The organism is Chryseobacterium aahli (genome assembly GCF_022699665.1).
GTDB classification, from domain to species: Bacteria; Bacteroidota; Bacteroidia; order Flavobacteriales; family Weeksellaceae; genus Chryseobacterium; species Chryseobacterium aahli.
The window spans coordinates 18867-34203 of sequence record NZ_JALDNB010000006.1 but is presented as its reverse complement, the minus strand read 5'-3'; the positions used below and the strand labels follow the sequence as shown (position 1 = coordinate 34203).

Sequence of the window (15337 nt, the reverse complement as noted above, 5' to 3'; positions counted from 1 at the left end):
TTGCAAAACTTTATGAGCCCAAAAAAGTACACCAAAAAAACTGCCAAAAGCATCCATAAAAACCGTCGGAAGAACTATTTTTTCCGACGAAAAATTCTTCTGGGAATATTGATTATTGCGTTGTTCGGAACGGGATTATACCTCAAGCAGTCAATAAGTTACTATTATGCTTTATATTTTAACAAATTCACTCATAAAAAGCTTCACAACAACGAAAAAGAAACTTTAAGAATCCAGAAAATTCTTAGCAATAATCTTGATAAAACGTATGGTTTTGACATTTCTCATTACCAGAATCGGGAAGATATCAAATGGGACAGTCTGAGCATCGGAAACAAGACCATTCCGCTTGAATTTGTGGTGATGCGTGCAACGATGGGAAACCGCAGTGCTGACAAACATTTTGATGAGTTTTGGCAGCAGGCAAAGAAGCACAATCTTGTACGTGGAGCTTATCATTTTTACAGAGCCGATGAAGATCCGGTAATTCAGGCAAATAATTTTCTTGAAAATGTAAAACTGGAAAGTGGTGACCTTCCGCCGATTTTAGATATTGAAAAAATCCCGAGAAGAAAATCAAATAAAAATTTGGTTGCAGACTTGAAAATATGGTGCAAAATTATTGAAGAAACCTACGGCGAAAAACCCATCATTTATACCTATTACCATTACTACAAAGATTTTTTGAAGGGTGAATTTGACGATTATCCTCTTTGGCTGGCCAATTACAACGACGTTCCTACTCCATCACCTGATGACCAATGGGATTTCTGGCAGTTCAGTGAAAACGGAATCGTTCATGGCATCAATACCAAAGTTGACCTTGATGTTTACAATGGCGGAGTTTGGTCTTTAAAAAGTTTGACTTTAGATTAAATTATTTCTTCAGGAATTCAACAAGATCTTTATTCAGCTGATCCGCATTTTCAAACGGAATCATGTGCGTTGCATCTTTATAAATTTTCAGCTTTGCATTGGGAATCTGCTTTGACAGTAATTCAGAATGTTCAGGTTTGATCACATCTTTTTCTCCGGCAATCACCAAAACTTCAGATTGAATTTTATTTAAATCTTTATTAGAAATATTGGGTTCTTTCAACATCAGTTTAAGCAATCTCATTTCGTTGAATTTTCCCGGTTTATTTTCATACTGCATGGCTTTCAGACTCAATCTGAACTCACTTACCAACTCCTCATCTACCCCATCAACAGAGGCATTCGCTCCAATGATAATTAATTTATTTAAATTTTCGGGATATTTCAACGCAAACTCAAGTCCGGTATTTCCACCATCACTCCAGCCTGCAATGTTTACTTTTTTCAAGCCTAAATCATTAATTAAAGCCTTCATATCATCTGCGAAAATTTTGTAACTAAAATCCTTTTCAGTTTCATCAGTGCTTTTTCCCTGCGCTCTGGTGTCAACAGTTATCACTTTAAAATACTTTGCAAGTTCCGGAATTTGCTGATAAAAATCTCTGATGCTCCCTGAATTTCCATGGAGTAAAAGCAAAGGTTCGCCTTCACCATACGTTTCATAATATAAATCTGCATCTTTTAGCTTTAAAACTTTACCCGCAGATGCATTTTTACCGTAAATTGATTGTTCGGCTTCCATTTGATATTTGCTTACATCATGAAAAAGATTTGATACTCCACTGTCGTTATCATATTCTTCCTGAATTTCATTTTTTCCGTTTTTATCGACTTTCACATCAATATTAATGGCTGGTGCAGCAATGGTCATTTTTTTCCAATCGCCGTAAAATTTTCTCAGATAACCGGTTCTAAAAAGTGCGGCGCTGATGTTGAGCCTTCCCTCAAACTCCCTTAAAAACTGAATTCCGACAAAGAACTTACCCTGAACCCAAATATTTTTTTCATTGACATCTAAAGTAAAGGCATCATCTATAATTTTATCCTTGGTTAGTTCCACCGTTATTTCTTCATCCAAAATACTCTCCCCCGGCAAGCCATTCTTTTCATTATAAATGGTATATCGCATAATTATCGGTCGATCTGCGGTGATGCTTGCAATATTCAGGTGAATATTTTTAATCTTTGATCTTTTACTCGCCTTAAATTCTAAAGCGGTTTCACCTAAAAAATCATCTTTGCTTAGCTCAGGTTTTACAGAATACATTACACTTTTCGTTTTCGTATTTACTCCCCAGTTTTTATCAACCAGTTTTTTAGGTGCAATTTTTACTTCCTGAATATTTTTGAATTTTTCTTTTAGATAAATTTTCCTGTCATTTTGTTTTACAAAATCCTGAACGGTTTCTGTGTAGCTCTCGTACCCTGCAACATCGATTCTGACTTTAGCAGCAGGATTTATCTTAGAAAGGTCGATAGAAAACTTCCCATTCTCATCACTGATGATTCCCACATTTTCCTTTTCAACACCTACCTTCACATAAGCGATTGGAATATTTTCTTCTTTGGACAAAACAGTTCCGGAAATTACCTGAGCATGAAAAAAAACTGCAGTAAATAACAGAACAAAAATATTGAGTTTCTTCATAATAAAAGTTTGATGCAAAAATCAGTATTTCAGCACAAAAACATTCTTAAAACCTTATTAAATTTAAAGAAGATTTAGTTAAATAAAATTAAAAAAATCACAATAAAGTGAACCGATTCATTAATATTATTTAAACGGCTTTCTCTGAATCCATTCAACTGCTGGATTTAATGAGGTAAAAATCCTTTCCATGAATTGATTGATCAGAAGATTATTATGTTTAATTAATCCGAAAATTTCGACGGGCTGTGCGCCAATCGTAGATTTTATTTCCAATGCTGTTCTGCCAAAAATAATTCGGTTTAACTTTTCATTAATGCCGAATTCTACCATGTCTAAAAGCATATTCAGGTAGATTTGTTTTTCTTTTTGCAACTCTTTGTCGTAACCGAGAAAGTACGTGTCAATATCTTTATTGTTCAGGATTAAAGTATAAAAACCAATCAGTTTTTCATTTAAATAATATCCAAAAACTTTAAAATTATCTTCTAAAGATTCTTTCATGCTTTCAAAATGATTTTCGGTGAGAAAAAAGGTATTGAAAGGAGCATTTTCAGCAACATTTTGATACAGAAGATTCATTTCTTTCTGATGAATTTTTATGTCGTGAAGATGCATTTCAGATTTTTCAATTCCAGCGATTTTCTTCTTTGCAGCTTTGGCTCTGGTTCGGTATTTTGTGGAAAATGCATTCAGATAATCTTCAAAAGTCAGCCAGTTCTCTTTTAACCTTAAAATCATATTCGGCTGCACCGAAAATTTATAAAATGACTGATGATTTTTGCCTTGAAAATATTTAATAAAACTTTCCTGATAATCTTTATAAATAATCAGAGAGGTCTTCCCTTCCTGTCTTTGCATTTCCTGAACAGCCTCATCCAAAAGCGGAATCACTTTTTCAATGGTAATTTTTGAAGTATCAAAGTAAAATCCGTTTTGTCCGGTCAGCATATTATTCCCCAGAATCATCACGTTTTTACTGAATTTTTTAGCCACAAAATTTTTCACATTGCAAAAAGCTTCGTCTTTCTGAAAAGTTTTATGCTCGATAAAATTTAAATACTGAAATAATGCACCGCCAATTAATTTTTCATCTGCAAAAAATCCAACATAAAAGCACTTCATATTTTCAGGACATGACGTTTCCAGAGTCTCGAAATATTCTTTAGACAACATGATATTATGCTGCCCGATTATCTCATTCCAGTTATTGGGAATTTCTGATGAAGATTTGTATTTTTTAAAAGTATAAGACATAAAAAAGGCTACAAATGTAGCCTATAATTTAGATTTCAAATTTTTATTTCGGTGTCACAAGATTAAATCCATCGATCGCATACCAACCGCAGATAATTCCGCCCATTATGGTAATCGTAATCGTCCAATAGCCGGTATTGATAAAAATATATTTCCAGGATTTCCTTTCAAACATTGCGTTGATAGCAACCAAAGGAAAGACAAAGAAAACTCCTGTCATAAACGAATGCAACGCACCGTGACCAAATGATCTGAAAGCATTCCCATAATCATGCATAAACGCCGTGTAGGAAGGTTTAGCTAAATTTTCATCACCACCAATCATTCCCATTGCGCCAAACTGATGAATGGTTACCATCTGCAGAAAAAAGCCTATCAAAATTGATAAAATAATGGAAACAATAAATACCATTCCCATGTTTGCGCCCTTCATTTTTTCTTCGGTCAGTCCACATTCTCTCATCCATGCTTTTCCAAAAACTTTTGGATTGTACCAGATAAATCCCATGATCAACGGGACTAATGAAGCAAAAAGTATTGCCAGAAAGTTGATTTGTAACATAGTTTTAAATATAGTTTAGTTTCTCAAATCTACATTAAAAAAGTTTACGATGATATATTAACCTTAAAAGCTCTAATATTTCGTATTTTTGCACCACAAAATTTGGATATCAATGAATTACGTTGCGGCTGAGAATCTTACAAAATCTTACGGGATCAAAACTCTTTTTAAAAACATTTCTTTTAACATCAATGAGGGCGACAAAATTGCCATTGTTGCCAAAAACGGAAGCGGTAAATCTACTTTGCTGAAAATTTTAATGGGGAAAGAAATCGCAGACAGCGGCTCGGTAATCATTAATAAAGATATTCAGGTGGTTTTGTTTGATCAGGAAATTGATTTTGAATCTGACCTGACGATTGAAGAATTTATGATGACCTTAGATTCTGCACCAATTTTGGCTTTAAAAAAATATCATCATGCATTGCTGTCGGGAAATCCAGATGAGATGGAAACTGCACTAGCTGAAATGGAAATTCACAAAGCCTGGGATCTTGAAAATGAAATGAGTCAAATTCTGTCTCAGCTTAAAATCACAGACCTGACTGCCAAAATGGGGATGCTTTCTGGTGGACAGATCAAACGTGTTGCATTGGCAAAACTTTTAACCGAAACCAGAGCCGAACACCGCCACACCCTATTGATCATGGATGAGCCTACCAACCACTTGGATGTGGAAATGGTAGAATGGCTTGAAAGTTATTTGAATAAAGCCAAAATCACTCTTCTTTTGGTAACTCACGACCGATATTTTCTTGATGCAGTCTGCGGAATTATCTGGGAAATGGAAGATCAGAATCTTTATTTTCACAATGGTTCTTACGCAACTTATCTGGAGAACAAAATGATTCGTGAGGATAATATGAACTCAACCATCGACAAAGCACAAAATCTTTACAGAAAGGAGCTGGAATGGATGCGAAGACAACCGAAAGCGAGAACTACAAAATCAAAATCTCGACAAGATGATTTCTATGAAACTGAAAAAGTAGCAAAAACCGATACCCGAAAAGAATCTCTGGAGCTTGATTTTGAAATGAAAAGATTAGGGAACAAAATTCTGGAGCTTAAAGATATTTCTAAAAGCTATGGTGATAAATTGTTACTGAAAGATTTCAGTTATTCGTTCCAACGTGGCGAGAAAGTAGGAATTGTAGGGAAAAATGGTGCAGGAAAATCTACTTTATTAAATATTATTCAAGGTTTTGAGCCAAAAGATTCCGGAGAAATTGAAACGGGAGAAACGATCAAATTCGGATATTTTTCTCAGAAAGGTTTGAAATATAAAGAGGAAGAACGAGTAATTGATTTCATTAAAGATATTTCAGAAAACTTCCCGTTAGCAAACGGAAGAACGATTACAGCTTCGCAGTTTTTGAGATTATTCTTATTTGATGATCAAACACAATATTCTCCAATTTCTAAACTTTCTGGTGGAGAAAAAAGAAGATTGCATTTGATGTACATTTTATATCAAAATCCTAACTTTTTGATTTTTGATGAACCTACAAATGATCTTGATCTTCCGACTTTGACGGTTTTGGAAAATTTCCTTTTAAATTTCCAAGGGAGTTTGATTATCGTTTCCCACGACAGATATTTTATGGACAGAATTGTTGATCATATCTTAGCGTTTGAAGGCGAAGGAAAAATCAAAGATTTTATCGGAAACTTCTCAGAATACAGAGAAAATAAGAAGTTGGAAGACGGAAACCAGAAGAATGAAGATAAAAAAGCAAAAACTGTAGTTGAGAAAGTCGTTGAAAAACCAGTAGAATTAGTTGTTTCAACACCGCAGGCTCCGAAAAAGAAATTGTCTTTTAAAGAACAGCGCGAGCTGGAAACGATTGAAAAAGAAATTCCTGAGTTTGAAGCAAAAAGAGCAGCAATTTTAGAACAACTGAATAACGAAGCTGATTACGAGAAAATTTCAAAACTTTCTGCAGAACTGGAAAGCCTTTCCGAAAAACTCGAAAACCACGAAATGAGATGGCTTGAGCTTCAGGACTAAGATAAATTTAAAATATGAAGAGCTGTTTAGAAATTGAACAGCTCTTTTTTTATAATTAAATTTTTATTTTTTCTTGACCAAAGTAAGAATACTGAATAGAAGAAAAGCAGTTCCCAAAATAAGAAACCCATATTTCAGATACATATTGTCGTTAACCAAAGTCAAACCGATTCCTACAAACAAAAGACCGATCACTGTAAAACTTGAACTTCTTTTTTTCATATTAATTTAGATCAACAATTTTCCCTTTTTTAGAACTCTCCAAAGCAGCTTCGATAATTTTCATGTTTTGAACAACTTCATTTCCTAGTGAAGGCAAAGCGTATCCGAAAACAATATGTTCGTAGATTTGCTGATAATAATTCATGTAATTTCCGGGTTGGCTTGAGGTCAAAATCCTTTTCGTTTCTGAGTTTTCATCCAAATAGTTCAGAATTCCGTCAGATTCTTTCAGAGGCTGCATCCAGTCTTTTCCGTACGTTGGGATTGCTCTGGCTACCAATTCGGCCTCCTGATCATCTGTTCGTTCTTGTAAGAAACTTCCTTTATCTCCATGAATTTTATAAGCAAAATGTTCCTCTTTGGTGAAAACTGAAGATTTTAATCTCACTCTTACACCATCTTTATAATAAAGCAAAATTTCAAAATAATCATTGGCAAACTCCTCTCCTTTCATCGAAAATACATCTGCAAACAACTTTTCAGGAAAACCAAAAAACTGTGTTGCCTGATCCACAAGATGAGAACCTAAATCATGAACAGAACCTGAGCCGTTTAATTCAGGATTTTCTTTATGGTCTTTTGCACTTGGCTCGGTTCTGAATCTGTCAAAACGGATTTCAACCTCTTTAATATTTCCTAATTTTCCTTCAGAAATTACTTTTTGCACCTGCAGATAGTCACGATCAAATCTTCTGTTCTGATAAACACTTAGAAAGAGATTTTTAGATTCAGCCAATCTTACCAATTCTTCGGCTTCTGCAACATTTACGGTAAAAGGTTTTTCAACAATTACATTTTTACCGGCTTCCAATGCCATTTTTGTAAATTCAAAATGCGTCTGAACTGGAGTATTTACTACCACTACATCAATATCGGCATTTTGGAGCATCTCATCTAATGATCGATAGATGGTTGCATCAGGATATTTCTCTTTCGATTCTTCTTTTGACCTTTCTACAATTGCAGACATAAAAAATCCCGGATGTTCTTTTAAAAACGGAGCATGAAAAACCTTCCCACTCATCCCAAAGGCACAAAGCCCCACTTTTACCAGTTGCATATCTTTAAATTTTAAACAAATATATTTATAAAAAATGTTTACTGGATGTTTTTGGATATGGAAAAGCATCTACAATATTAAATATGATAAAAATCAAGAAAATTTATTTTTAATAATTCTAAATAATAATAAGTTTATTTTTACTTTTGCGGAATCATAATTCTATTCCAAAAATCTAAACTATGAAAAGAAGGATTATCTCCTTAGGTCTTGTCGCTATCACATCATCGGTTGGTGCTCAGATGAGAAATAATTCTGAAAATGACACCATCAGAATTCAAACCATTGAAGACGTCAACCTTCACAAAACCGGAAATCCTAATACAGCAAAGCCGGCAACGACAAAGTCTAATCTTACGATAATGGAAAATCCACAGGCGATTTCTATTGTCACCCATGAGATTATCGAACAGCAGCAAGCTAAACAACTAAGTGATGTTCTTCAAAATGTAAACGGAGTTTATGTAACTTCTTCAAGAGGTGGCTCACAAGACAGTTTCGGAGGTCGTGGTTTTATTTTCGGAAATGATAATATTTATAAAAACGGAGCTAGAGTCAACAGCGGAGTTTTCCCAGAAGTGAGCGGACTTGAAAGAGTGGAAGTTCTAAAAGGGGCAACTGCAATGCTTTACGGAAATGCCGCAGCAGGAGGTATCATCAATTTGGTTACAAAAAAACCTAAATTCAATTTTGGAGGAAGTGTAGGCATGAACGCAGGAAGCTGGAATTCTTATAAACCTACGGTTGACATCTACGGACCAATTTCTAAAAACGTTGCTTTCAGAATTAATGGTGCCTATGAATATGCAGAGAGTTTCAGAGATGTTGTAAAGTCAACAAAATACTATTTCAATCCTTCGTTTTTATTTAATTTAGGAGAAAAATCACAATTAATTATTGAGGCTGATTATCTTAAAAATGACCTTACTCCAGATTTTGGAATCGGATCAATTACCAATAAAGACCAAAGCTATTCACTGATTGATTGGTTACCAAGAAATACTTTTTTTGGAACCGACTGGCAATATCAAAATGTACAGCAAGCATCGACCAATGTGACATTCAATCATCAAATCAATGATAAATGGACATTGAATGCTTCTGCATCATATCAAAATTACACGAAAGATTACTTTTCAACAGAAAGAACACAATGGGCTTATGCATCTCCCACTGCGACAAGCTTATCTTGGAACAGTCCTTTAAACAAAACCTATAACGAACAAAACTATGGTTCTGCACAGGTCAACGTAAATGGAGATTTCAATACAGGAAAGATCAATCATAAAGTATTGATTGGTGCAGATGCAGACTATGGACAATCTGATGCGAATGCTTACAATTTGATAAAAGCTCCTACAAACATCTTGTACTTGGATGATCCGAGTTCTTGGGATAATGGAAGCTTGGCAATGCCCGATTCTAATTTAAATACCAAAACCAGAACAAAAACAAGAAGAGTAGGTGTTTATGCTCAGGATTTTATTAGCTTAACAAAAGAATTTAAAGTACTTGCAGGACTTCGTTGGTCATATATTGAAAATATGCCTAGTTTACTCACCCGTTTTACCACAAATGTAAAAACTGAAGTATTAAATTCCGCAACATCTGATAATGCTTTCTCGCCAAAAGTAGGTTTTGTTTATATGCCAAATGATAATTTTTCAGCATTTGCGACCTATACCAATTCATTTGCGACCAACGCAGGTTATACTTCTGATGCCGTTAATAACTTAGATACTTCAGGATCTCTAACACAGGTACAAAGCAGAGTAGCAATATTACCGAAACAAGGGATAAAGCCTACCACCGTAGATCAATACGAAGTTGGTGTGAAGAAAAATATCTGGAACAATGCTTTAGCAGTTAACGTTACGCTTTATCAGATTTTATATCACAACTTCTATCAGAATTTCTTTTATACAGATACTTCAGGTACGGTACAAACACCAGACACTAATTTAAAAGAGTTTGCAGGAAAAATGAGAAGCCGTGGTGTAGAAGTAGATATTACCGGAAATCCTACTGAAAACATTTCTATCATTGGAGGTTTTTCATACAACAACTCTGTATATTTAGATACACCTGAAAAAGGATATGTAGAAAAGCAAAGATTGGTAAGAACACCTGCAACTACTGCAAACGCATCTGTATTTTATAAATTCACTAACTATGTTCCTGGTTTGAAAGCGGGAATCGGAGTATATTATATTGGAGACAGAATTGCAGGCTGGAACGACTCTAAATCTACGAATATTACAAGAAAAGATGTAAGCAGAATGATGGATCTGAAAGATTACACTACCGTTTCATTATCATTAGGATATGACTGGAATAAATTCTCGCTGCAAGGAAAAGTGGGTAACCTATTTGATGTAGTCAATTATAATGTACATGAAAATTACTCAGTGAACCCTATTACACCAAGAAATTACTATTTCACATTAACATACAGACTGTAAAATTTAAATTTTATAATCGTAAAAATTTCTATAATCAAAGTGGAAGTTGCATTTTTGCAGCCTCCACTTTTGAAATTTAAAAACAAACAATAAATTATGGATAAAATAAAGGATACCAGAAGTTTCATGAGAATCACTCACCGTTATTTAGGATTCTTCATGGCCGGTATAATGGCGATTTATGCATTAAGTGGAATTCTTCTGGTTTACAGAGATACAGATTTTCTGAAAAAAGAAAAACTGTATGATAAAGTAATTGCTAAAAATCTTTCTGAAAAAGAATTGGAGAAAGAATTGAAGATGAAGAATCTTGAAATAAAAAAGACCGAAAATAGTATTTTATATTTCAAAGACGGAACATACAATTCAGCGACCGGACAGGCAAAATACACAAAAAAAGAGCTTCCTTTTGTGATTGATAAAATGACTAAACTTCACAAGGCAAAATCTGCTGACACACTTTCACCACTGAATGCTTTTTTCGGAGTATGTCTTTTTTTCTTTGTTATCTCAAGCTTTTGGATGTTTAATACGAAAAGTAAACCTTTCAAGCGAGGAATTAAATTTGCAGTGGCAGGTCTTATCGTTTCCATTATCTTATTGTTTATTTAAATTACATATTTTATATAATTTTAGTTAAATTTTTAATGTTATTCACAAATTTAAAATATGACTTTTTCACATAAATTAGTACCTCAAGCATTGTGGCACATTTATTGAATTGAACTGCATATCAAAATAATTAACATTAACTATTAAAATTATAAATTATGAAAAAGCTAATTTTTACAGGAATATTAGCTGTTGCAGGATTGACAGCTACAGCAAACGCACAAATTCAAGAAGGAAACTGGATGGTTGGTAGTAGCTTACTTTCTAGCAACTTTGGTTTAAATACAGGTGGTGGTTACAGCATTGCATTACAACCAAAAGCTGCTTACTTTATTAAAGACAATGTAGCCTTGGGTGGATATGTTAACTTAGGAATCAGCAAAGTTACAAACGGAAGTCCTACAAGATTTGATTATGGTGTAGGTGCTTTAGGTCGTTACTTCTTATCTCCGGGAGAAAAAGGTGTAGACAATTTATTAAACCATGGTAGATGGTTCTTCGAAGGTAACTTAGGTGTAGGTGGATCTTCTGTAGAAAGCGGAAACTCTACAACAGGTTTAGACTTCGGTGTAGGTCCTGGTTATTCTTACTTCATTACTCCAAACATTGGTGTTGAAGGTTTAGTAAAATATCAAGGTCAGTCAGGATTTGGTAACGAAGGTTTGAACTCAAACATTACTTTCAATGTAGGTTTCAGTATTTATTTACCAACGTCTAAGGCAAAAGCAGTTGCTAACGATTTGAAATAATTAAATATTTCATACAACATACAAAAGCGGCTCGGAAAAATTCCCGAGCCGCTTTTTCAAATTAAAACTAAACTATATATAATAAATAAAAAATCTAAACCTATTGGTTGGGTTGAGGAGTAAAACGCAAATACGGTTTAATCTCAGTAACACCTTTCGGGAAAATATTTCTCGCATCTTCGGTAGAAATTGATGGCGGAATAATAACATCATCACCATCATACCAATTGGCAGGAGTTGCAATTTTATGAGAATCTACCAACTGCAGTGAATCTAAAACTCTAAGAATCTCATTGAAATTTCTTCCTGTTGAAGCAGGATAGGTGATAATCAATCTTACTTTCTTAGCGGGATCAATAATTAATAAAGAACGGACTGTTGCGGTAAGCGAAGCGTTGGGATGAATGAAATCATAAAGCTCTGAAACTTTTCTGTCTTTATCTGCAATAATCGGAAACTGCACTTCTGTATTTTGAGTTTCGTTGATGTCTTTGATCCAGTTTTTATGATCTTCTACTCCATCGACACTCAAGGCTATAACTTTAGTATCTCTTTTGTCAAAATCTAATTTCAGCTTTGCAGTGTAGCCCAATTCAGTAGTACAAACCGGAGTGTAATCTGCGGGATGGGAAAATAAAATCCCCCAAGAATCTCCAAGATATTCGTGAAAATCTATATTTCCTGCAGTAGTATCTGCCTGAAAGTTGGGTGCGGTATCTCCTAGTTTAATTGACATACGATGTTGTTTCTATTAGTCTACAAATTTAATAGACTTTTTGCAACTGGCAAAATTTTTGCTAAAGAATTTATTTATAATTTTGAAAAAAAATGTTTTTATGGAATATGGATTAAGCTATGTAGATACCGTTTATAAAGTTTTACAAAATTGGTATATCGCTTTTGCGAAACTTACTCCAAAGCTGGTGGTAGGAATTCTTGTCTTCACGTTTTTCTTAATGACAAGTAAATACTTGAGTAAACTTGCAGTAAAAATCATGCACAAGCTTTTTCCGAAAAGTAAAAATGAAGGATCTGTAATCACAATCATTAATATCTTCAGATTTATCATTATCGTGATGGGATCTTTTATTGCTTTAGAAATCATGGGCTTCAGTGGATTTCTCTGGAAATTTATCGGAAGTCTAGGGGTTGCGGGGGTGATTGCCGGGGTTGCTTTAAAAGATTTGGTTTCAAGTATATTTTCAGGAATGCTGATTGGAATTGATAAAGCCTTTAAAGTCGGAGATTATATTACCATCGGAAATCATTCCGGAACAGTGCAGGATATTGGTTTTTTAACCACAAAACTGATTACTGATGACGGAAAGAAAGCCTACATCCCGAATCAGGTTATTTTCAATGCTCCATTTTACAATATTACGGCTTCACCTCAGCGAAGGATTATTTTAGATTTTGAAATTCCGGCGGATGAGGATATTGTGAAAGCACAGGAAAGCATTAATCATGTTATTCTCAGTCAGGAATATATTGATAAGCAGGATAAGGTGGAAGTTATTTTTACAAGCTTGAAACAAGGAGTTTTTAATTTACAGGTTAAATTCTGGATGAAAGTCGGAGAAAATTTAGCCCACGTAAAAAGTGATATTTTAATGAAAATAAAAGGCAGTCTCGATGAGCAAGGAATTCCTTTAGTAACTCCGACGAGCATTAACATCACCAATACTCCAGCAATTGAGCCACCGAAAGAGAATATTTAATAATGTATTTCAATTTAGATAAAACAAAAAAACCTTCCAAATCTGGAAGGTTTCATTATTTTTAGCTGAGTGCTGCTTACTATTTAGATAATGTAGAAGCGTGGATCAACATATCAACTAATTTGTTAGAATAACCCATTTCGTTGTCATACCAAGAAACAAGCTTCACAAAGTTAGGAGAAAGCATAATACCAGCATCTTTATCGAAGATTGAAGTTCTCTTATCTCCGATGAAATCCTGAGAAACTACAGCATCTTCAGTGTATCCAAGAATACCTTTCAATTCACCTTCAGAAGCAGCTTTGATTACAGCACAAATTTCTTCGTAAGAGGCACCTTTTTCTAATCTTACCGTTAAATCAACTACAGAAACATCAACAGTTGGTACTCTGAAAGACATACCAGTTAATTTTCCGTTCAATGAAGGAATTACTTTTCCTACTGCTTTTGCAGCACCTGTAGAAGAAGGAATAATGTTATTAAGAGCAGCTCTACCACCTCTCCAGTCTTTCACTGAAGGACCGTCAACAGTTTTTTGAGTAGCTGTAGTAGCGTGTACAGTAGTCATCAAACCTTCTACGATACCGAAGTTATCGTGAATTACTTTAGCTAAAGGAGCTAAACAGTTTGTAGTACAAGATGCGTTTGATAAGATTTTGATATCGTCAGTCAATTCTTTGTGGTTCACACCCATTACAAACATTGGCGTATCATCTTTAGAAGGAGCAGAAAGAATTACTTTTTTTGCACCAGCATTGATGTGTGCCGTAGCACTTTCTTTATCTAAAAATAAACCTGTAGATTCTACGATGTAATCAGCACCGATTTCATTCCACTTCAAGTTGTTTGGATCTCTTTCTGCAGTAACTCTGATTTTTTTACCGTTTACTACAAGGTCATTACCTTCTACAGAAACTTCTCCCGGGAAAATACCGTGTACAGAATCATACTTTAACATGTAAGCCATGTATTCTGCATTAATAAGGTCATTGATACCAACGACTTCGATGTTGTCTCTTTCAGTCATTGCTCTGAAAACAAGACGACCGATTCTACCAAACCCGTTAATACCTACTTTAATTGTTGACATAATTGTTTTGATTTATTTAATTATATAATATTTAGATTGCTAAAATTTCTGAAATCAGTAAAAGATCTTTATTGATTTCGTTGTGTTTTTTGATGGCATCTTCGATGGGTGTGTAAACAATTTCGTTTGAACGCATTCCTGCCATCACATTGTTTTCTCCTGTCATTAATCCAATTACAGCACCAAAGCCCAGTCTGCTCGCTAAAACTCTGTCTGCACAACTCGGCGACCCACCTCTTTGAATGTGGCCTAAAATAGCGACACGAATATCGTATTCTGGAAATTCCTTTTGAGTCTGCTCTGCCAATTCGTAGATGTTTGCCAGCTTTTCACCTTCTGCAACAACAACGATGCTTGACGATTTCCCTGTTTTCTCAGCATTTCGGAAATTGGTAAACAATTCATCCATGCTGTCTTTTTTCTCAGGAATCAAAATATCCAAAGCTCCGGTTGCCAATCCGCTGTTCAGTGCAATAAAACCTGCATCACGACCCATTACCTCAACAAAGAAAACTCTGTTGTGAGAAGTCGCTGTATCACGTATTTTATCAATCGCATCCATTGCCGTGTTCAAAGCCGTGTCGAAACCAATCGTGTTGTCTGTCCCGAAGATATCATTATCAATCGTTCCTGGCACACCAATTACACGGATTCCGAATTCTTCATTGAAAATCTTTGCTCCAGTGAACGTTCCGTCACCACCAATACACACCAAACCGTCAATTCCATATTTTACGCAATTGTCGTAGGCTTTTTGACGACCTTCTTTGGTTCTGAATTCTTTGGATCTGGCAGATTTTAGAATAGTTCCGCCTTGGTTGATTATATTTTTTACAGAACGAGCCCCCATTTTCAGGAAATCATCATGAATAAGACCATTGTAGCCTTCTCTCACTCCGTAACATTCGATATTGTAATAATTTGCGGTCCTTACTACCGCTCTTAATGCTGCATTCATCCCCGGAGAGTCACCTCCCGAAGTAAGAACTGCAATTTTTTTTACAGCACTTTCATTCATTTAGTAAAAAATTTCAAACACAAATTTACAAAAACAAGTTCAGATAATGGCA

Annotated in this window: 14 protein-coding genes; 6 read left to right on the top strand and 8 right to left on the bottom strand. The window is 34.8% G+C overall.

What is annotated here, in order from left to right:
• The first annotated feature begins 12 nt into the window (after window positions 1-12).
• Window positions 13-876: a glycoside hydrolase family 25 protein gene (locus MQX03_RS11225; RefSeq protein ID WP_242803243.1), complete on the top strand. Its 864-nt coding sequence runs from the start codon at window positions 13-15 to the stop codon at window positions 874-876.
• Between the two features lies 1 nt (window position 877).
• Here MQX03_RS11225 and MQX03_RS11220 read toward each other — a convergent pair whose 3' ends face one another.
• The 3 genes from MQX03_RS11220 to MQX03_RS11210 form a co-directional block, all read right to left on the bottom strand.
• Complete coding sequence (locus MQX03_RS11220) at window positions 878-2524, bottom strand: alpha/beta fold hydrolase (RefSeq protein ID WP_242803241.1); 1647 nt, start codon at window positions 2522-2524, stop codon at window positions 878-880.
• Between the two features lie 126 nt (window positions 2525-2650).
• Window positions 2651-3781: a peptidogalycan biosysnthesis protein gene (locus tag MQX03_RS11215; RefSeq protein WP_242803239.1), complete on the bottom strand. Its 1131-nt coding sequence runs from the start codon at window positions 3779-3781 to the stop codon at window positions 2651-2653.
• A 43-nt stretch (window positions 3782-3824) separates the two neighbouring features.
• Window positions 3825-4343 (bottom strand): DUF1761 domain-containing protein, encoded by a 519-nt coding sequence (locus MQX03_RS11210; protein ID WP_242803237.1) that lies wholly within the window; start codon window positions 4341-4343, stop codon window positions 3825-3827.
• A gap of 112 nt (window positions 4344-4455) precedes the next feature.
• On the opposite strand from MQX03_RS11210, the gene MQX03_RS11205 reads away from it, so the two are divergent.
• A complete protein-coding gene (locus tag MQX03_RS11205) occupies window positions 4456-6354 on the top strand; it encodes an ABC-F family ATP-binding cassette domain-containing protein (protein WP_242803236.1) in 1899 nt (632 codons plus the stop codon).
• A 63-nt stretch (window positions 6355-6417) separates the two neighbouring features.
• On the opposite strand, the gene MQX03_RS11200 is transcribed toward MQX03_RS11205, so the two are convergent.
• A complete protein-coding gene (locus MQX03_RS11200; RefSeq protein ID WP_242803235.1) occupies window positions 6418-6576 on the bottom strand; it encodes a hypothetical protein in 159 nt (52 codons plus the stop codon).
• Between the two features lies 1 nt (window position 6577).
• Window positions 6578-7636, bottom strand: a complete 1059-nt coding sequence (locus tag MQX03_RS11195) for a Gfo/Idh/MocA family oxidoreductase (RefSeq protein WP_242803234.1) — start codon at window positions 7634-7636, stop codon at window positions 6578-6580.
• Between the two features lie 182 nt (window positions 7637-7818).
• Between MQX03_RS11195 and MQX03_RS11190 the strand changes: the two genes are divergently transcribed.
• The 3 genes from MQX03_RS11190 (at window position 7819) to MQX03_RS11180 (ending at window position 11459) form a co-directional block, all read left to right on the top strand.
• Window positions 7819-10098 carry a TonB-dependent siderophore receptor gene (locus tag MQX03_RS11190; protein WP_242803233.1) on the top strand — a complete coding sequence of 760 codons (2280 nt, stop codon included), beginning with the start codon at window positions 7819-7821 and terminating at the stop codon, window positions 10096-10098.
• Window positions 10099-10194: 96 nt separating this feature from the next.
• Complete coding sequence (locus MQX03_RS11185; RefSeq protein WP_129534908.1) at window positions 10195-10710, top strand: hypothetical protein; 516 nt, start codon at window positions 10195-10197, stop codon at window positions 10708-10710.
• 158 nt (window positions 10711-10868) lie between these two features.
• The gene (locus tag MQX03_RS11180) at window positions 10869-11459 is read left to right on the top strand and encodes a hypothetical protein (RefSeq protein ID WP_129534909.1); all 591 of its coding nucleotides are present in this window, start codon (window positions 10869-10871) and stop codon (window positions 11457-11459) included.
• A gap of 100 nt (window positions 11460-11559) precedes the next feature.
• Here MQX03_RS11180 and MQX03_RS11175 read toward each other — a convergent pair whose 3' ends face one another.
• Window positions 11560-12195, bottom strand: a complete 636-nt coding sequence (locus tag MQX03_RS11175) for a peroxiredoxin (RefSeq protein WP_242803232.1) — start codon at window positions 12193-12195, stop codon at window positions 11560-11562.
• A gap of 100 nt (window positions 12196-12295) precedes the next feature.
• Between MQX03_RS11175 and MQX03_RS11170 the strand changes: the two genes are divergently transcribed.
• Entirely contained in the window at window positions 12296-13177 is an 882-nt protein-coding gene (locus MQX03_RS11170) for a mechanosensitive ion channel family protein (RefSeq protein WP_242803231.1), read from the top strand.
• A 79-nt stretch (window positions 13178-13256) separates the two neighbouring features.
• Here the strand turns inward: MQX03_RS11170 and gap are convergent, their stop codons facing one another.
• Both gap and pfkA read right to left on the bottom strand, forming a co-directional pair.
• Window positions 13257-14267, bottom strand: coding sequence for a type I glyceraldehyde-3-phosphate dehydrogenase (gap, locus tag MQX03_RS11165; protein WP_242803230.1), 1011 nt, complete (start codon window positions 14265-14267; stop codon window positions 13257-13259).
• Window positions 14268-14298: 31 nt separating this feature from the next.
• Window positions 14299-15285 carry a 6-phosphofructokinase gene (pfkA, locus tag MQX03_RS11160; protein WP_242803229.1) on the bottom strand — a complete coding sequence of 329 codons (987 nt, stop codon included), beginning with the start codon at window positions 15283-15285 and terminating at the stop codon, window positions 14299-14301.
• Window positions 15286-15337 lie beyond the last annotated feature (52 nt).